We start from the raw sequence: 17,393 nt of genomic DNA on the forward strand, positions 1-17,393 counted from the left end.
GATCATCATGAATGTAGCTGTTGCAAAGACCACGACGGGCGCGACGCTGGACGGCACTTTCGCCGCCGCGCGCGGTCGTCTGCCCGGCACCGGGCCCGTCACCGAGACGCGCCAGCGTGCCTTCGACACCTTTGCCGTGGGCGGCCTGCCGACCCGCCGCGTCGAGGAATGGAAATATACCGACCTGCGCCGTCTGCTCGGCGATGTCGCGCCGCTGGCCGCTGCACCTGATGCGGCGGCGCTCGGCGAAGCCCGCAAGGCTGTTGCGGCGCTGAAGGATGGCGATACGCAGAAACTGGTGCTGGTCGATGGCATGCTTGCCGCCGATCTGTCCGACCTCTCGGCTGGCAATGGAGTGACCGTGCATGCGCTGAGCGCCGTGCTGGCGGATGAGGCGAGTGCTGCGCGCGCTGACCTGCTGCTCAGCAAGGTCAATGATCCCATGCTCGCGCTCAACGCGGCCTTCGCCACCGATGGCGTGATCATCAGCGTGGCCGATGGCACCGACCGTGAAAAGCCGCTGCAGATCGTCCATGTGACGACCAAGCCCAAGGCGGCATCCTTCACGCGCTCGCTGGTCCGCATCGGTAACAATGCCAAGGTGACGCTGGTTGAGACCTTTGTCGCGACCGAGGCCGCAAAAGCTTATCAGGTTCACGACACCACCGTGATCTGGGTCGGCGACAACAGCGACCTGCAGCATGTCCGCGTGATGGAAGACGCTCTCGATGCCGCAAGCATCGCCAGCGCCATCGTCACTGTGGGTGCGAAGTCGAAGTTCAACACGTTCAGCCTGACCACCGGCGGCAGCGTCAGCCGCTATCAGAGCTTCATTACGCTCGCAGGCGAGGGCACCGAGCTCTCCACCAACAGCATCCATCTGCTGCGCGGCCAGCAACATGCCGATTGCACCTTCGTGATCGATCATGCCACGCCGGGCTGCATGAGCCGCGAAAACTTCCGCGCTGTGCTCGATGATCATGCCCACTCCGTATTCCAGGGCAAGATCAACGTGCATCAGATCGCCCAGCAGACCGACGGCAAGATGATGTCGCGCGCGCTGTTGCTCTCGGACGATGCCGAGATCGACAACAAGCCCGAACTCGAAATCTTCGCTGACGACGTGCAGTGCGGCCACGGCGCCACGGTCGGTGCGTTGGACGACAGCCTGCTGTTCTATCTGCGCGCCCGCGGCCTTCCCGAAAAGGAAGCGCAATCGCTGCTGATCCAGGCTTTCGTTGGTGAAGCCCTGGAGTCGATCGTCAATGACGACCTGCGTGACGTCGCCATCGGCGCAGCTGAGCGCTGGTTGGGAACGCGTGCATGAGCGATCATCCGGCGGTTATCAACGGCTCCTACGACGTCGCGCTGATCCGCGAGGATTTCCCGGCGCTGGCGATGCAGGTCTATGGCAAGCCGCTGGTCTATCTCGACAACGCGGCATCGGCCCAGAAGCCGAATGCCGTGCTGGATCGCATGACCGAGGCCTACAAGTCCGAATATGCCAATGTGCATCGCGGGCTCCATTACCTCGCCAATGCGGCGACCGAAGCCTATGAGGGCGCGCGCATCAAGGTGCAGCACTTCCTCAATGCGAAGCGCCTGGAAGAGATCATTTTTACGCGCAACGCGACCGATGCGCTCAACACCGTGGCTGCGGCCTTCGGTGGTGAAAACATCAAGGAAGGCGACGAGATCGTGGTCTCCATCATGGAGCACCATTCGAACATCGTGCCTTGGCACTTTCTCCGCGAACGCCAGGGCGCGGTCATCAAGTGGGCGCCGGTCGATGACGAAGGTAACTTCCTGATCGACGAGTTCGAGAAGCTGCTGACCGATCGCACCAAGATCGTCGCCATCACCCAGATGTCGAACGCACTGGGCACGCAGGTCCCGGTGAAGGAAGTCACGAAGATCGCGCACGCCCGCGGCATTCCGGTGCTGGTGGACGGCAGCCAGGCTGCGGTCCACGGCATCGTGGACGTGCAGGACATCGATTGCGACTTCTACGTCTTCACGGGCCACAAGCTGTACGGGCCGACCGGAATCGGCGTGCTCTATGGCAAGTATGATCGCCTCGCAGCCATGCGGCCTTATGCCGGCGGCGGCGAGATGATCCGCGAAGTGGCGCAGGACTGGGTCACCTATGGCGATCCGCCGCACAAGTTCGAGGCTGGCACGCCGGCCATCGTCGAGGCCATCGGCCTCGGTGCGGCGATCGACTACGTGAACTCGATCGGCCGCGAGCGGATCGCGGCGCATGAGCACGACCTGCTGACCTATGCGGAAGGCAAGCTGCGCGAGATCAATTCGTTGCGCATCTTCGGCACGGCGAAAACCAAGGGGCCGGTGATCTCGTTCGAGATTAAGGGCGCGCATGCCCATGACATCGCGACGGTGATCGACCGCCAGGGCATCGCCGTGCGTGCGGGCACGCATTGCGTGATGCCGCTTCTGGAACGATTCAATGTGACGGCCACATGCCGCGCGTCGTTCGGACTGTATAATACCCGCGAAGAAATCGATCATCTCGCGCAGGCGTTGATCAAGGCACGGGAGTTGTTTGCATGAGTGAGACCGCAGTCGCCAATAGCCCGGTTGCAACCGAAGAGAAGGGGACGCAGATGCAGACCGTCTCGGCGCTCGACGCTGGCGAAACCGAACGCATGGGCACCGAGATCGTAGCCGCGTTGAAGACGGTGTACGACCCGGAAATTCCGGCCGACATCTATGAACTCGGCCTGATCTACAAGGTCGATATCAAGGACGATCGTGGCGTCGATATCGACATGACGTTGACCACGCCGAACTGCCCGGCCGCCGAGGAACTGCCGACGATGGTGGAGAACGCCGTGGCCAGCGTTGCCGGTGTCGGCATCGTCAAGGTGAACATCGTTTGGGAACCGACCTGGACGCCGGACCGGATGACCGACGAGGCGCGCCTCGTCCTCAATATGTGGTGAGATCAGCGTCTACCTGAATTCTCCGTTGGCGGCCTTGAACCGCCCAAGGGACTGAACACATGACTGAGATGACACCGAACGCACCAGCCTCCACGTTGGAAAAATCGGCCAAGCCGAAGCCGCGCCCGCGGCCGCAGGTGATGCGCCTGACCGATGCTGCGGCTGAGCGCGTGATGGCGCTGACCCAGCGTGCCGATTCCGAGATCATCGGGCTGCGCGTCGGCATCAAGAATGGCGGCTGCGCCGGCCAGTCCTATACTGTCGAATATGCCCATGACGTGAAGCCGACCGACGAGGTCGTCGAGGACAAGGGCGTCAAGATCCTAGTCGATCCCAAGGCCGTGCTGTTCCTGCTCGGCACCGAGATGGACTACAAGACCGACAAGATGCAGGCGCAGTTCGTGTTCAACAACCCGAACCAGATCAGCGCTTGCGGTTGCGGCGAGTCCGTGCAGCTACAGCCGGCGAAGGTGGATTGACGCGGCCGTAGCCCGGGTGAAGCGAAGCGTAACCCGGGACCGGCGCTTCCTCACATGTCCCTGTCCCCGGATTGCGCTTCGCTCCATCCGGGCTACAGTCCTTCATGGACCGCGAATTCCTCTCCGAACTGTTCGCCGGCTTCGGGCCGGTGACGATCCGCCGGATGTTTTCCGGCTTCGGCGTTTCCGCCGATGGCATCAACTTCGCGCTGGTGCTGCGCGGGGCGATCTATCTGCGCGCCGACGAAAACTCGATCCCGCGTTTCCAGGCGGAGGGATCGCAATGCTTTCAATATGAGATGAAAGGCAAGCTGCGGATGATCGCCTCCTATTGGCGATTGCCGGAGCGGCTCTATGACGATCCCGATGAGGTGACGGAATGGGCGCGCACCGCGCATGCCGCGGCGATCCGGGCAGCGCTGAAGAAGGCGGCAAAGAAGAAGATTGCGAAGACGAAAGCGAAGAAATCTGAGCCGTCATTGCGAGCGAACCGAAGCAATCCAGAATGCAGCAAAGCGAAGACTGGATTGCTTCGTCGCAAGAGCTCCTCGCAATGACGTCTATGGTTACGCCACCTGGAACGTAATCTCCGACTGATATTCCGGATCGACCTCGCAGATCACGCGATTGCGGCCGTTGCGCTTCGCTGCATAGAGGCAGGCATCGGCGCGGCCGATCAGCGTGTCCATGTCGTCGCCATTCTGCAGCATCGAGACGCCGACCGAGATCGTCACGCGACCCAGAATTTCCCCGGTCGATTTCTTCTTCAACTCTTTCGACATGACAGCGCGGCGGATGTGGTCGGCCACCGTCAGTGCCTGGCGCAGCGGCGTGTTGGGCAGTACCACGGCGAATTCCTCGCCGCCGTAGCGGGCAGTGATATCCTGGCCCTTGATGGTCTGCTTCAGCGACATGCCGACGAGACGCAGCACCTGATCGCCGGTGAGATGGCCGTAATTGTCGTTGAACGATTTGAAGTGATCGATGTCGAGCATCAGCAGCGAAAGCGGCTCGCCGCGTTTCTGCGCGGTCTCGATCGCGGTCGTCAGCGCCCGGTCGAAATACTTGCGGTTTCCGAGTGCGGTGAGAGGGTCGGTCAGGCTCTCGGCGCGGATGGCTTCGAGGCTCTGCTGCAACACGCTGACTTCGCCGCGCGAAGATAACAGGCGCTCTTCCAAGGCCTTGTTGTTGTCGTGCACCTCGCGGGTGGATTTCACCAGGCTCTCGATCACCGCCTTGATGGCCGCGGGATCGCGGGCGACGGCGAGTTGCTTGCCGGCGCCGCTCAGGCTCGCATTGAAATCGACGGTCAGGTTGAGCGCATCGTTGATCAGCGTCATCACGTCGTCGATTTCGCCGATCACGCGCGAGCCGACCTGGTCGATGCGGTCGGTGACGCGGGCTTGGGACAGATAGGTGTCGTGGATCTGGTCGAGATCGGAATCGCTGAGCCGGCCATTGCGGGCCAGTGTCTCGTTGATCACCTTGTTGAGCGCCGGATTGTAGCCGGTCGCATAGACGTACCAGATCTCGTAGTTACGCGGGATAGCTGGCTGGCGCAGTGAGCGGATCTGCCCAAGCGCGATGTCGGCGAACGCCAATGTGCGTTCGATGTCGTCGAGGTTTGCGGTCACGTCCTGTGTCCCCACAAGCGGCGCCAAACGCGCCGCCCTCAGCTGCGAAATTGCTAAAATATCGCAGTGAGACTAGGGCAGGTGTGTGAATCGAAGGTAAATAGAGCCTGAAAATGCTACCTACGCGCGTGCCCGGATCGGGCGCAGCAGGAAGGCGGGCAGATGCGAGTGATCACCGGGCTCGAAGTCCTCTTCGCGGCGCGGACGCGGGGCCTGCGGACGGCCGATCGAAGGCGGCAGTGCAGCATTCGATGCTGCAGCGGGCTGCTGCTGGCCGCCATTGCGATCCTCGTTAGGACGACGCTCACGACGTGGCTTGCGCTCGCGCTGAGCTTCGTTCTCGGGCGCACGGGCCTCGTTCGCGGGAGCGCGGGGTTCGCGCTCGGCGCGCGGTGCACGCTCGGGACGGGCGGAACGCTCACGGCGGCCATCGCGGCGACCGCCACGCGGCGCATCGTCATTGGCTTCGCGATTGCCGCTGCGGCGGCGCCCCGAACGCGGGGCCTCGCCCTCGGCGGATTCCTCGTGGGCCGGCATGGCGTCGAGAGCGGCGCTTTCATGCTTGGCGATTGAGGTGCCGATCAGCTTCTCGACGGCGGCCATGGACTTCTGGTCCGAGGGCGACACCAGCGAGATCGCAAAACCGGTGCGGCCGGCGCGGCCGGTACGGCCGATGCGGTGCACGTAATCGTCGGAATGGTGCGGAATGTCGAAATTGAAGACGTGGCTCACCGCGGGAATATCGAGGCCGCGGGCGGCGACGTCGGAGGCCACGAGGATTGGGATTTCGCCCTTGCGGAACTGATCCAGCGCGGCGAGGCGGGCGGATTGCTCCATGTCGCCATGCAGCGCGCCGACGGCGAAACCGTGCTTCTGCAGCGATTTGGCGAGCGTTGCCACTTCGCGCTTGCGGTTACAGAAAATGATCGCGTTTTTGAGGTCTTCGGCCTCGCGGAGCAGCGTGCGGAGCACGTCGCGCTTCTGCCAGTCGTCACGGGAGACGGCGACCTGCGACTGGGTGATGGTGGCGGCGGCGGTCGCGGGCTTGGCGACTTCGATCTTCACCGGATTATGCAGGAAGGTCTCGGTGATGCGGCGGATTTCCGGCGGCATGGTCGCCGTGAAAAACAGCGTCTGGCGGGTAAACGGCACCAGCTTGCAGATGCGCTCGATGTCCGGAATGAACCCCATGTCCAGCATGCGGTCCGCTTCGTCGATCACCAGCAATTCGACGCCGGTGAGCAGCAGGCCGCCGCGTTCGGTGTGGTCGAGCAGGCGGCCCGGGGTGGCGATCAACACATCGACGCCGCGGGTCAGTTTCATGTCCTGGTCGCCGAACGAGACGCCGCCGATCAGCAGCGCGACGTTGAGCTTCTGGCCGGCGCCGTATTTGTCGAACTGCTCCTTCACCTGAGCGGCGAGTTCGCGGGTTGGTTCGAGGATCAGCGTGCGTGGCATGCGGGCGCGGGCGCGGCCCTTTTCGAGCATGGTCAGCATCGGCAGCACGAAGGCCGCAGTCTTGCCGGTACCGGTCTGGGCGATGCCGAGCACGTCCTTGCGGGCGAGGGCGTGGGGAATCGCCTGTTCCTGAATGGGGGTGGGGGTGGTGTAGCCAGCGGCCGTGACGGCGGCGAGAACCTTGTCGGACAGGCCGAGATTGGAAAAGGACATTGAGCCTCTGTTATGGGGCCATGATGCTATCGCAGAACGGTGTATCGCTCATTCGATGCCGGTGCGAGATCATGCCTCTGGTCGAAACCGCCGCTTGGATTCTCGGAAAAACCATCACGCCTACCCCCGGAGCGGCACGCAAACATGCACGGGGATCGCTGGGCGCTGACAGGCGGCTTACTCGAGATATCGCGTTTCGATACCGGGCCGCTTCGAGGCGGAACATAGGCCCGAATCCCCCAAAGTCAATCCGCAGGGAGTGGAACTGCCCCAAAAGCTTAATGTTTTCGGCGAAATTCCGCTTCTGGATCGGCCTCATACCGCATCTGCACAGTGACGGGCAGGTCGCCGGCCTCGTTCGCCGGCGGCATCGCGGGTGGGCCGTCCGGTCGATGGCTGCTCCATTCGACGAAGGCGCCGACAGTGCCGATGGCGGCCGTCGCCAGAACGATCTCGCCGGGCGCGCCGATGGCAAGGGCGATCAGGCCGACAGCCCAAAGCGCAGTGATAAAGCCGATCGCGATCCGGAGCGACGTGGGTATGTTGATCATGGCGCTACCGAGTATACCGCACGTGCTCATGGGTGTAGTTCAGAGAGGCTCGCCTAAAAATTGCACGCAAAAATGTTCTCCAGAGTCAGTGGCTGCTGGAGGTTGGTCTCATGGCGGATGAAGCGATGTCCTGATATTGGGATGTCGATGACCGGATTTCTTCTGAAGAAATTCTGATATCGTCAAATTTACCGCCAAGGTTTATTGAGACCGCCTTGGACAGGTCAGCTATCTCGGGGGGCTGCGGTGTTTCGCTTTGCTGATTTCATCATCGATGTGCAGCGCGCCGAATTGCGCCGCGTGGATGGCGACATCATCAAGCTCAGGCCCAAGCCTTTCGATATGCTGGCGTTTTTTGTCAGTAACGCCGGTCGCGTGGTGGCCAAGCAAGAGCTCATGGAGCGATTCTGGCCGGGGGTTCATGTCGGCGAGGACAGTCTCTTCCAGTGCATCCGCGAAATCCGCGCGGCGCTCGGCGATGGGCGACGCCAGATCCTGCGCAACATTTCCGGACGCGGTTATCTGTTCGAAGCCGAGGTGGCCGATCTTGATGCTGGCGGCATAGCAGCGGCCGCGCCGTCGCAAGAGGCGAGGGTTGTCGACGGGCAGAGCGACGGTCACCCTGCGATCACCCCGGTTGACATAGGGCCTATCGACGACGTCGTGTCGGCACGGCGCCCAGCGCCAGCGCGGCGATGGTCGATTGCCGCCGCGGTTGTGATCGCTGCCAGCATGGTCGTGATTGGCGGGCTGGCTGTTGCGATTCCGCTCTTCAATGGCGGCACGATCGCGTCGCGCGCGGGCCCGACAGTATCGGTGACACCGATCGTTTCGCTGAGTGACGAACCGGACATGCGCACATTGGCGGTCGGCGTGACCGATCGTCTCGGCGCAGGCTTGGCGCGCATCGAGAATATCCGCGTGGTGACGCCGATGCAGGTCACGGCACGGGCGTCACTCGAGCCGACACGCGCGACTGTCCCCGACTATGTCGTCAATGCCGAACTTACGAAAAAAGACGATCAGGGCTGGCTGCTCCGTGCCCGCCTGACCCGTGGCACGACCGGCGAGATCGCGTGGGCGTCAGACATTACTGTCGCCGGTGGCGATATGGACGCCGACACCCAGCAGTCCCGTCTCGCGGCTGCCCTCGGCCATCCGTTAGCTGTTCGCCTCAACGCCATCCTCAACGAGGCGGGCCCCGGTGCCAAGGGCATGTCGGGAAGCGCCAAGGTCGCGGTGGAGCAGGCGACTGCATCGATCGTGCACACTTCGCGCGAACGTTTCCGCGCGGCGCAGGCCATGCTCGAAAAGGCGCTGGCGGAAAATCCCGACAATATCGACGTGCAATCGGCGCTGGCTGCACTGCAGCTGCGCGGCATTCAGATGGTCTGGTACGATCCCGACGAGCGCGAAGGCGTTCGCAATAGCGCGCAGGCCATGATGGAGCGCGTGCTGCGAGCGAAGCCGAGCTACGTGCCGGTGCTCGAAAGCTATTGTCGCCTGCTCAGTGCCACCAATCGCTTCGTCGACAGCCTGGTCGCTTGCGCGCGGACATTGTCCTTCGATCCATGGAACGGACTGGCGATTTATCACATCGGCCTCGGCCAGATATTTCTCGGCCGGTTCGAAGACGCGCTCGGGAATTTCAAGCTTGCCGACCAATATGACACGCCGACGGTGTCGCGCTGGACGTGGCTGCTCGGGGCGGGGGTCAGCCTGGTCTATCTGGAGCGCGACGCGGAGGCGGTGCGCTGGCTCGAACGCTCGCTTGCGGTGACGCCCGGCACCGGCCGCACGCATCTCACGCTGGTCGCTGCGCATCAGCGGCTGGGCCAGCATGCCGAGGCGCAGGCGCTGCTGGCGAAAGCGCTGGAACTGCGGCCCGGCGCGACCGCCGAAAATATCAGTCCTCCCGCGGAGAACACCAGTCCGGTCTATCTCGAAGCGTCGGCACGCGTCCGGGACTTGCTGGTCGAGGCCGGGCTACCGCGCCGCTGACATGACAGGCTCCGTCGATGACGGATATGCCGCACAGCCATACAGCACGAATTCGCATGTCTGCCGATAGCGCGCCGAGCAATCATTTGCGTCCGTCAGGGGAATGGCCTGACTGACGGCGCGGCCGCCGTCGGCAAGCGCCTGCGCGATCTCGGCGGCTGTGAAGCGGCCGGTCAGTTCGAGGCGATGCTGGCTTTGCAGGTCTGCGACAAGCTTTTCCAGTGCGGTCTGGAAATCGGCGCTCGTCCGAACCACGATGTCGCGGCAACGTCGGAATGCTTCAGCGGTCAGCTCGATCGTATGCGGTGACTGCGTCAGCATTTGCCGCGTTTCGCTGTAGCGCAGATCCACAACGCAGGCGACGATATCGAGCGCGCTGGCGCCTTCCTGGCGAAGTGCGGTGCCGGCAGCGATGGCCGTGGCGATGGCCTGTTCATTCCGAAACTGGACGGCTGCCCGGAATGCCTCTTCCTTATTGCTGAAATAGTAATACAGCGCGCGCTGCGTGAAGCCGCAGATACGGGCGAGGCCGACCATCGATAGTCCGGCATAACCGTGATCGAGGAAAGCTTGGTTGACCCTGAGCAACAAGTCGTGCCCGGGGGTGATCATCTTCTTGGCCATCGATCGTCGGGTATCCAGTCTAGAAGTCGGGCGAGAGGGAGCAAACGGGAATGATGAAAATCGCGTTGCTTGAAAAACCCGCTGATCGCGCAAAGGTATCGGCCGTGGCCAACTTCACTTCGCGTGTCTCGACTTCGGTCACCTTCGGCAGGAGAAATCCGCTTCCGGATCGTGCATCTGCCGACGCAAAGGTGGGTCTGAAAAAACCGAATAGATTCTGAATATTCTGAAATATGCGATTTTGGCGCGAAATTGTCGAGCAGTTCTAAGGCGTCTTGTCCACAGATGCGCGCGTGATGCCGGTTCCATGTGCGCCGGTTTCAGTTGTCATGGACCGCGATACAGCCACAGGGCGCCGTCGATCTTTGCTGATCAGTGCCTCTAGCCACGCTTTGCCCGCGACAAATGAAATGTGACGCAGCCTTGCGGCAGATTGCGCGTCGATCTGCCCGTCAATACAGGACAAACAGGCGCGAGGCGGGTACAGCTACCATTGAACCGGCCGCACTTTTGTCTCGACCAAGGCAGACAATCGCGCGGTCACGGGATCGCTGGACGACGGGAATGCAGGCATGAATGCGACGATGAGACGGTTCGTGATCACCATAGGTGTGCTGGTGAGCGTGGCCTCATCGGCTTTCCCCGCATGGGCGGAGAAACGCGTCGCGCTCGTGGTCGGCAACGACAATTACCGCAATGTCTCGAAGCTCCAGAAAGCTGTCAACGACGCCCGCGCCATGGGCGAGGTGCTGAAGAAGCTCGGCTTCGAGGTGATGGTTGCCGAAAACCAGACACGGCAGGGGTTCAGCCAGGCGCTGCTGTCGTTCGAAACGAAACTCGGCAAGGGCGATACCGCGTTCTTCTTCTTCGCGGGCCACGGTTTCGAGATCACCGGCCAGAACTATCTGCTGCCGACCGACGTTCCCGCGGCGACCGCCGGGCAGGAGGAACTGGTGCGCGACAGTTCCGTGCTGGCCGACCGGATCGTCGATCGGCTGCAGAATAAGGGCGTGCGTAGCGCGATCCTCGTCTTCGACGCCTGCCGGAACAATCCGTTCGAACGGTCAGGCACGCGGTCGCTTGCGGGTGGCGCCGGTCTCGCGCCAATGGTGCAATTGCCCGAAGGCGTGTTTTCCATCTTTTCCGCCGGTCCTCGCCAGACGGCGCTTGATCGGCTGTCCAATAACGACACCGATCCGAATTCTGTCTTTACGCGCACCTTCATCAAGGAAATTCAGGAGCCGTCGCTCAATCTGGTGCAGGTCGCGCAGCGCACACGTCGCACCGTGAGTGAACTCGCCGATACCGTGAAGCACCGCCAGGTGCCGGTCTATTTCGACCAGATGGTGGATGACGTCTTCCTCAACGGCCAGGCGCAGCCGAACGAGCCGGTCCAGGCCAGCACCATCCCGACCGCGCAATTGCCGAAAGTCGCAGCGCTGCCGCCGGTGAATACGTCACCACTGCCCACACCGGACAATCCGAACGCACCGATCGCCTCCTTCTCCCGCCACAACGGCGGTTGGACCGTGGTGTTCTCCATCGTCGATCCCGCGCTTGGCATTTCATGGCGCAAGGGCGATAGCGGCGACTTTCGCGAAACCGGCTTCATGGACACGCTGGATCCACGCACGCGAAAGCGACTGCCCAATCCGTCGATCCAGTTGAATGCAGACGAGCCGGCGACCACGCTTCAGGTGCGCTACATCGATATCACCGGCGAGATGCAGGGCCCGTTTCCGATCCGCTTCGATCCGGAAGCGGCCCTCGTGCGCGACCAGCGCAAGATTCTCGACATGACCGCGTCGAACTGGCTGGAATTCGGCGGCTCCAACGGGCTGCTCTACTACACCCATCTGATCTCGTATCGCTGCGCGATCCGCGAAGTAAAACTCGGCTTCGATACATCGGTGCCGGATCAGGTGCTGAAACTACCACCGTGCAATCAGCGGGATCCCATGGCTGTACCCAGCAACGCGCCGATCTACATGAAGGTGCCGGGCGGCGCGCGCTCTGTCTCGGTCGAACTGCAATTCCGCGACGGCAGCGTGTCCGAGATCAGGACGTTCCGGAAATAAACGACATTTGCGTCCCGCCATGGCGACAAGCGATAGCGACGAAGTAATCCAGAGATTCACAAACCAGAGCGCTCACTTTTCTTGCCATAACGACAGAGCGCATTGACGTCGCTGCGACGCTTCCTCAAGTTGCACGTCACAGCTTGGGGAATTGCCATGGTCACCGACACCAACCGCCTCACCACACGCTGCTGTATCGTCGGTGGCGGGCCTGCCGGCATGATGCTCGGCTATCTGCTCGGCCGCGCCGGCGTCGATACGGTCGTGCTCGAGAAGCATGCTGATTTCTTCCGCGATTTTCGCGGCGATACGGTGCATCCATCAACGTTGCAGGTGATGGACGAACTCGGGCTGATCGACGACTTCCTCAAAATCAAGCACGATCGCATTGCGAGGATGGACGGCTATTTCGGCCAGCACAAACTGCGCATCGTCGATATCACGCGCACGTCAGCAAAATACCCGTTCATCGCCTTCATGCCGCAATGGGACTTTCTCAATTTCCTGAGGGACAAGGGACAGCGCTTTCCGCATCTCAAGGTGATGATGAAGACCGAGGCGACGGATCTCGTCTGGTCGGGTGCGCAAGTGGTCGGGGTGAAGGCGACGACGGAGCAGGGTCCCATCGAAATACGTGCCGATCTCATCGTGGCTTGCGACGGACGCCATTCCGTGGTGCGGCCAGCTGCAAAGCTCGAGGTCGAAGACATCGCCGCCCCCATGGACATTCTCTGGTTTCGCATCGCCAAGGGGCCGGAAACCGAGAGTGTGTTCGCACGGCTCGAGCCCGGCAAAATGATGGTCACCATCGATCGCGGCGATTACTGGCAATGCGCCTATGTGATCGCCAAGAACCATTTTGACGAGGTGAAGGGCAGGGGCATCGATGCCTTCCGCACCGAGGTATCGCGGCTGGCGCCGATCCTCGCCGCGCATATCGACGACCTCAAGAGCTGGGATGACGTCAAGCTACTCACCGTCGCCATCAACCGCCTGACGCGCTGGCATCTCCTGGGTCTGCTCTGCATCGGCGATGCCGCGCATGCGATGTCGCCGGTCGGCGGTGTCGGCGTCAATATTGCCGTTCAGGACGCTGTCGCCACCGCCAATCTGCTGGCGGCGAAATTGCAGAAGGGACCGGTCAGCGAAGCCGATCTCGACACCGTGCGCCAGCGTCGCGAGTTTCCCATGCGTGCGACCCAGGCGATGCAGGTGATGATGCAGAACAATATCATCAGCCGCGCATTGGCGCCGGGCGACAAACCGCTTACGCCGCCGTTCTTCATGCGCGTCGTCAACGCGTTTCCGCTGCTCCAGGGCCTGGCTGCGCGCTTCCTTGCGATCGGCGTGCGGCCAGAGCATGTGCAGTCGCCGGAGGCGAAGACGCAATCGACGCCTTAGCCTTGCACAGAGTAGCCGCCGTCGACCGGGATCGCAGCACCCGTGACAAAATCTGACGCGCGTGATGCCAGAAACACCGCGATCCCCGCGAAGTCGCCGGCCAGGCCCCAGCGTCCGCTTGGCGAGCGAGCGAGCACGCGGTCATGCAGGCCATCGACCTCGCGGCGCGCGTTCTGTGTCAGCTCGGTATCGATCCAGCCTGGCAGCACCGCGTTGCACTGGATGTTGTCCGGCGCCCATGCAATCGCGCATGATCGGGTGAATTGAACGATGCCGCCCTTGCTGGCGCCGTAAGCGGGCGAGAAGCTCGCGCCAAAGATCGACATCATCGAGCCGATATTGATGATCTTGCCGCCGCCGGCTTCTTTCATCGCGGGATGTACCGCCTGCGAGATCACGAAAGCGCTGGTGAGATTGGTCTTGATCACGCTCTCCCATTCCTCCAGCGCCAGTTTGTCCGGCGACTTGCGGACATTCATGCCGGCGTTGTTGATGAGGATATCGATGCGGCCGAACGCCTTGAGTGTGTCGGCAACCATTGCTTTCACGGCAGCGGTGTCATTGACCTCCAGAGTCAGCGCGATTGCTTTGCTACCACCTGCCACCAGTTCGGCGACGGCCGCTTCGGATTTCGCCTGATTGCGCCCGGCGACAACGATCGACGCCCCCGCTGCAGCAAGGCCATGCGCCATTCCGAGCCCGATGCCTCCATTGCCGCCGGTGACGATGGCCACGCGGCCGGTGAGATCGAACAGTCCCTTTGTCATTGTATCGTCCTCTTCACGAAATCAGCCTTGAATGGAGAATCCGCCATCGACGGTGAGCGCCGCGCCGTTGACGAAGTCCGATGCCGCGCTGGCGAGAAACACGGTCGCGCCGACGAGATCATCAGGCCGGCCCCAGCGCGCCGCGGGCACGCGCGACACGATGCGATCATGCAGTTCGGGGACGCGTTCGCGGGCGCGGATCGTCAGATCCGTGTCGATCCAGCCGGGCAGGATGGCGTTGCTCTGGATATTATCTACAGCCCAAGCGGTTGCCAGCGACCGTGTGAATTGCAGGATGCCGCCTTTGCTGGCGGCATAGTTCGCGGCACCGCCCGAACCGAGCTGCGCCAGCACCGACGCGATGTTGATGATCTTGCCGGAACCTGCTGCCTTCATCTCGGGATAGACGGCCTGCGCACAGATGAAGGGCGCGGTCATGTTCACGTCGATCACCGTCTGCCAGTTGCCGAGCGACATCTCTTCCAGCGGCGCTGCGATGCTGATACCGGCATTGTTGACGAGGATGTCGATGCGACCGAAGCGCTCGCGCGTCGAGGCCACCATCTGCGCGACAGAGGCGGGATTGGTCACGTCGGTGACACAGGCAAGGATCTGATGACCGTCGCGTTCGAGCGAGGCTCTCGCCTGTGCCGAATTGTCCGCGTTACGATCCGCGATCGTGATCGCCGCACCCGCCTCGGCGAGCCCACGCGCCATCGCAAGTCCGATGCCGGCATTGCCGCCGGTGACGATGGCCACGCGGCCCTTGAGATCGAAAAGCTGGTTGGTCACGCGATCCACCCATTGGTTGTCGGCGCGTTCTGGGGCGCGCCTGAGGGGATCATTGCAAGAGTGGGAGCGAGAGGAAAGGGGGCTATGCGATCAGGGGCGTGACAATGCGTAGCCCGTCAATCCGACGCCGATCGCGGCCAGTGCCGCGCCGTAATAGGCCCATGGCATCTGATTGATCATGAAGCTCGACCGCGGCCAGGGGACAAGGCCCGTGCCCTGGCCGATCCAGAGCAGGCCGACCAGAACCGAAAGAATACCGAGAGTGAGCAGGGGCGCGCGCATATGCCATATACGCACGTCCCCGCAATCAGTTTCGTAAGGCCAGAAGAAAGCCTCAGACGTCCAGCAATTCGTCGCTGGCGAATTCCGCCTTGTCCGAGATGAAGGCGAAGCGCGCTTCGGCCTTGGTGCCCATCAGGCGCTCGACGGAGTCGGCCGTGCCTTCGCGGTCATCCGGCAGCAGCTGGACGCGCAGCAGCGTGCGGCGCGACGGATCCATGGTCGTTTCCTTCAGCTGCGCGGGCATCATTTCGCCGAGGCCTTTGAAGCGGCCGATATCGACCTTGGCATTGGCGTTGAACTCGCTCTTCAGCAGCGCATCGCGATGGGCTTCGTCGCGAGCGTAGACCGTCTTGCTGCCATGGGTCAGTCGATAGAGCGGAGGCACTGCGAGATAGAGGTGCCCCTCGTCGATCAGCTTCGGCATCTGCCGGTAGAAGAAGGTGATCAGCAGTGATGCGATATGCGCGCCGTCGACGTCGGCGTCGGTCATGATGATCACACGTGAGTAGCGCAGGTCTTCCTCGCGATATTGCGGGCCGGTGCCGCAGCCAATCGCCTGCATGAGGTCGGCGAGCTGGGTATTGGCGGTCAGCTTGTCCTTGGTCGCCGAGGCGACGTTAAGGATCTTGCCGCGCAAGGGCAGGATCGCCTGGGTCTTGCGGTCGCGCGCCTGCTTGGCGCTGCCGCCTGCCGAGTCACCCTCGACGATGAACAGTTCCGAGCCTTCGGTCGCGGTATTGGTGCAGTCGGCCAGCTTGCCTGGCAGGCGCAGCTTCTTTACCGCCGTCTTGCGCGAGGTTTCCTTCTCGGCACGGCGGCGCAGGCGCTCGTCGGCGCGCTCCAGCACGAATTCGAGCAGCTTGTTCGCCTGCACGGGATTGCCGGACAGCCAGTGATCGAACGGGTCCTTGATGGCCTGTTCGACGATCTTCTGCGCTTCGGCCGTGGCGAGACGATCCTTTGTCTGGCCCTGGAATTCGGGCTCGCGGACGAACACTGACAGCATCACGGCGGCGCCGACCATCACGTCTTCCGAAGTGATGGTGCCGGCACGCTTGCCCTGGCCGACGCGCTCGGCGTGGTCCTTGAGGCCGCGCAGCATGGCGCTGCGCATGCCGGATTCATGGGTACCGCCATCGGGGGTCGGCACGGTGTTGGTGTAGGACGCCATGAAGCCGTCAGCATCCGCGGTCCAGGCCACGGCCCATTCGCAGGCGCCGTGGGAGCCGTTGCGACCGGACTTGCCGGAGAAGATCTCCGGATGCACCAGCGTGTCGGCATGGATCGCTGCGGCGAGATAGTCCTTGAGGCCACCGGGGAAGTGAAAGGTCGCCTCGGCTGGGCAGTCTTCCAGGCCCTTGAGCAGTTCGGGATCGCACTTCCAGCGAATCTCGACGCCGCCGAACAGATAGGCTTTTGAGCGCGCCATCTTGAACAGGCGTTGCGGCTTGAACTGCGCCTTGGCGCCGAAGATTTCGGTGTCCGGCTTGAAGCGCACGCGGGTGCCGCGGCGGTTATGGACCTTGCCGAGCTCCTGCAGCTTGCCCTGCGGGATGCCGCGGGCAAAAGTCATCTTGTAGAGCTGCTGGTTGCGCGCGACCTCGACCTCGCAGAGCGAGGAGAGGGCATTCACCACCGAGACGCCGACGCCGTGCAAACCGCCCGAGGTCTCGTAGACCTTGGAGTCGAATTTACCGCCCGCATGCAGCGTGCACATGATGACTTCGAGCGCCGACTTCTTCGGATGCTTCGGATGCGGATCGATGGGGATGCCGCGGCCGTTATCCGAGACTGTCAGGAAGCCGTCGCCCGACAGTTCCACCTCGATGAAGGTCGCATGGCCCGCCAGCGCCTCGTCCATCGAGTTGTCGATCACTTCGGCGAACAGGTGATGCAGCGCCTTTTCGTCGGTTCCACCGATATACATGCCGGGGCGACGACGCACCGGCTCAAGGCCTTCGAGCACCTCGATGTCGGCGGCAGTGTAGCCGGCCTCCGCATTGGCAGCCTTCGGGGCTACCTTGGTGGCGGGAGCGGATTTTGCGGCAGCCGATCCAAAAAGGTCGGCTTTATCTTTCGGTTTCAGTGCCTTGGCCATATGTCTTGAAGTCTTGTCTGATGTGTCGCCGCGGCGTTCCGCGGCGAATCGT

General features: G+C 62.5%; 17 protein-coding genes. 9 read left to right on the top strand and 8 right to left on the bottom strand.

What is annotated here, in order from left to right:
• Window positions 1-7 precede the first annotated feature (7 nt).
• From sufD to RPMA_RS14305, 5 genes are all read left to right on the top strand, one after another.
• Window positions 8-1,327 (top strand): Fe-S cluster assembly protein SufD, encoded by a 1,320-nt coding sequence (gene sufD / locus RPMA_RS14285; protein ID WP_211907875.1) that lies wholly within the window; start codon window positions 8-10, stop codon window positions 1,325-1,327.
• Window positions 1,324-2,571: a cysteine desulfurase gene (locus RPMA_RS14290; protein WP_211907877.1), complete on the top strand. Its 1,248-nt coding sequence runs from the start codon at window positions 1,324-1,326 to the stop codon at window positions 2,569-2,571. The genes sufD and RPMA_RS14290 overlap by 4 nt, the downstream gene beginning before the upstream one ends.
• A complete protein-coding gene (locus RPMA_RS14295) occupies window positions 2,568-2,963 on the top strand; it encodes an SUF system Fe-S cluster assembly protein (protein WP_211907879.1) in 396 nt (131 codons plus the stop codon). Before RPMA_RS14290 ends, RPMA_RS14295 begins: the two co-directional genes overlap by 4 nt.
• A gap of 59 nt (window positions 2,964-3,022) precedes the next feature.
• Window positions 3,023-3,442 carry a HesB/IscA family protein gene (locus RPMA_RS14300; RefSeq protein ID WP_211907880.1) on the top strand — a complete coding sequence of 140 codons (420 nt, stop codon included), beginning with the start codon at window positions 3,023-3,025 and terminating at the stop codon, window positions 3,440-3,442.
• 104 nt (window positions 3,443-3,546) lie between these two features.
• A complete protein-coding gene (locus RPMA_RS14305; protein WP_211907882.1) occupies window positions 3,547-3,999 on the top strand; it encodes a TfoX/Sxy family protein in 453 nt (150 codons plus the stop codon).
• 9 nt (window positions 4,000-4,008) lie between these two features.
• Here RPMA_RS14305 and RPMA_RS14310 read toward each other — a convergent pair whose 3' ends face one another.
• The 3 genes from RPMA_RS14310 to RPMA_RS14320 all read right to left on the bottom strand — a co-directional run bounded on the left by RPMA_RS14310 (window position 4,009) and on the right by RPMA_RS14320 (window position 7,298).
• Window positions 4,009-5,076, bottom strand: a complete 1,068-nt coding sequence (locus RPMA_RS14310) for a GGDEF domain-containing protein (RefSeq protein ID WP_211907884.1) — start codon at window positions 5,074-5,076, stop codon at window positions 4,009-4,011.
• Between the two features lie 120 nt (window positions 5,077-5,196).
• Complete coding sequence (locus RPMA_RS14315; RefSeq protein ID WP_211907886.1) at window positions 5,197-6,747, bottom strand: DEAD/DEAH box helicase; 1,551 nt, start codon at window positions 6,745-6,747, stop codon at window positions 5,197-5,199.
• 278 nt (window positions 6,748-7,025) lie between these two features.
• Window positions 7,026-7,298, bottom strand: a complete 273-nt coding sequence (locus RPMA_RS14320; protein WP_211907888.1) for a hypothetical protein — start codon at window positions 7,296-7,298, stop codon at window positions 7,026-7,028.
• 246 nt (window positions 7,299-7,544) lie between these two features.
• On the opposite strand from RPMA_RS14320, the gene RPMA_RS14325 reads away from it, so the two are divergent.
• Window positions 7,545-9,299: a winged helix-turn-helix domain-containing protein gene (locus tag RPMA_RS14325; RefSeq protein ID WP_211907890.1), complete on the top strand. Its 1,755-nt coding sequence runs from the start codon at window positions 7,545-7,547 to the stop codon at window positions 9,297-9,299.
• On the opposite strand, the gene RPMA_RS14330 is transcribed toward RPMA_RS14325, so the two are convergent.
• Window positions 9,285-9,923, bottom strand: a complete 639-nt coding sequence (locus RPMA_RS14330) for a TetR/AcrR family transcriptional regulator (RefSeq protein WP_211907892.1) — start codon at window positions 9,921-9,923, stop codon at window positions 9,285-9,287. The two genes, RPMA_RS14325 and RPMA_RS14330, sit on opposite strands and share 15 nt — an antisense overlap.
• A gap of 50 nt (window positions 9,924-9,973) precedes the next feature.
• On the opposite strand from RPMA_RS14330, the gene RPMA_RS14335 reads away from it, so the two are divergent.
• From RPMA_RS14335 to RPMA_RS14345, 3 genes are all read left to right on the top strand, one after another.
• The gene (locus tag RPMA_RS14335; RefSeq protein ID WP_211907894.1) at window positions 9,974-10,144 is read left to right on the top strand and encodes a hypothetical protein; all 171 of its coding nucleotides are present in this window, start codon (window positions 9,974-9,976) and stop codon (window positions 10,142-10,144) included.
• Window positions 10,145-10,507: 363 nt separating this feature from the next.
• Window positions 10,508-12,001, top strand: coding sequence for a caspase family protein (locus tag RPMA_RS14340; protein ID WP_211913663.1), 1,494 nt, complete (start codon window positions 10,508-10,510; stop codon window positions 11,999-12,001).
• 156 nt (window positions 12,002-12,157) lie between these two features.
• On the top strand, window positions 12,158-13,402 hold the full coding sequence (locus RPMA_RS14345; RefSeq protein WP_211907896.1) for an FAD-dependent oxidoreductase: 1,245 nt from the start codon (window positions 12,158-12,160) through the stop codon (window positions 13,400-13,402).
• Here RPMA_RS14345 and RPMA_RS14350 read toward each other — a convergent pair.
• From RPMA_RS14350 to parE, 4 genes are all read right to left on the bottom strand, one after another.
• Window positions 13,399-14,169, bottom strand: a complete 771-nt coding sequence (locus tag RPMA_RS14350) for an SDR family NAD(P)-dependent oxidoreductase (RefSeq protein WP_211907898.1) — start codon at window positions 14,167-14,169, stop codon at window positions 13,399-13,401. The two genes, RPMA_RS14345 and RPMA_RS14350, sit on opposite strands and share 4 nt — an antisense overlap.
• Before the next feature lie 21 nt (window positions 14,170-14,190).
• A complete protein-coding gene (locus RPMA_RS14355; protein ID WP_211907900.1) occupies window positions 14,191-14,961 on the bottom strand; it encodes an SDR family NAD(P)-dependent oxidoreductase in 771 nt (256 codons plus the stop codon).
• A gap of 90 nt (window positions 14,962-15,051) precedes the next feature.
• Window positions 15,052-15,243 (bottom strand): hypothetical protein, encoded by a 192-nt coding sequence (locus RPMA_RS14360; RefSeq protein WP_211907902.1) that lies wholly within the window; start codon window positions 15,241-15,243, stop codon window positions 15,052-15,054.
• Between the two features lie 52 nt (window positions 15,244-15,295).
• The gene (gene parE / locus RPMA_RS14365) at window positions 15,296-17,341 is read right to left on the bottom strand and encodes a DNA topoisomerase IV subunit B (protein WP_211907904.1); all 2,046 of its coding nucleotides are present in this window, start codon (window positions 17,339-17,341) and stop codon (window positions 15,296-15,298) included.
• Window positions 17,342-17,393: the final 52 nt, after the last annotated feature.

Source organism: Tardiphaga alba (genome assembly GCF_018279705.1).
GTDB classification, from domain to species: Bacteria; Pseudomonadota; Alphaproteobacteria; order Rhizobiales; family Xanthobacteraceae; genus Tardiphaga; species Tardiphaga alba.

What these genes read in the sequence shown, in the direction of transcription:
- sufD (WP_211907875.1), top strand. Translation starts at nt 8, where the DNA reads ATGAATGTAGCTGTTGCAAAGACCACGACGGGCGCGACGCTGGACGGC.
- RPMA_RS14290 (WP_211907877.1), top strand. Translation starts at nt 1,324, where the DNA reads ATGAGCGATCATCCGGCGGTTATCAACGGCTCCTACGACGTCGCGCTG.
- RPMA_RS14295 (WP_211907879.1), top strand. Translation starts at nt 2,568, where the DNA reads ATGAGTGAGACCGCAGTCGCCAATAGCCCGGTTGCAACCGAAGAGAAG.
- RPMA_RS14300 (WP_211907880.1), top strand. Translation starts at nt 3,023, where the DNA reads ATGACTGAGATGACACCGAACGCACCAGCCTCCACGTTGGAAAAATCG.
- RPMA_RS14305 (WP_211907882.1), top strand. Translation starts at nt 3,547, where the DNA reads ATGGACCGCGAATTCCTCTCCGAACTGTTCGCCGGCTTCGGGCCGGTG.
- RPMA_RS14315 (WP_211907886.1), bottom strand. Translation starts at nt 6,747, where the DNA reads ATGTCCTTTTCCAATCTCGGCCTGTCCGACAAGGTTCTCGCCGCCGTC.
- RPMA_RS14320 (WP_211907888.1), bottom strand. Translation starts at nt 7,298, where the DNA reads ATGATCAACATACCCACGTCGCTCCGGATCGCGATCGGCTTTATCACT.
- RPMA_RS14330 (WP_211907892.1), bottom strand. Translation starts at nt 9,923, where the DNA reads ATGGCCAAGAAGATGATCACCCCCGGGCACGACTTGTTGCTCAGGGTC.
- RPMA_RS14335 (WP_211907894.1), top strand. Translation starts at nt 9,974, where the DNA reads ATGATGAAAATCGCGTTGCTTGAAAAACCCGCTGATCGCGCAAAGGTA.
- RPMA_RS14340 (WP_211913663.1), top strand. Translation starts at nt 10,508, where the DNA reads ATGAGACGGTTCGTGATCACCATAGGTGTGCTGGTGAGCGTGGCCTCA.
- RPMA_RS14345 (WP_211907896.1), top strand. Translation starts at nt 12,158, where the DNA reads ATGGTCACCGACACCAACCGCCTCACCACACGCTGCTGTATCGTCGGT.
- RPMA_RS14350 (WP_211907898.1), bottom strand. Translation starts at nt 14,169, where the DNA reads ATGACAAAGGGACTGTTCGATCTCACCGGCCGCGTGGCCATCGTCACC.
- RPMA_RS14360 (WP_211907902.1), bottom strand. Translation starts at nt 15,243, where the DNA reads ATGCGCGCGCCCCTGCTCACTCTCGGTATTCTTTCGGTTCTGGTCGGC.
- parE (WP_211907904.1), bottom strand. Translation starts at nt 17,341, where the DNA reads ATGGCCAAGGCACTGAAACCGAAAGATAAAGCCGACCTTTTTGGATCG.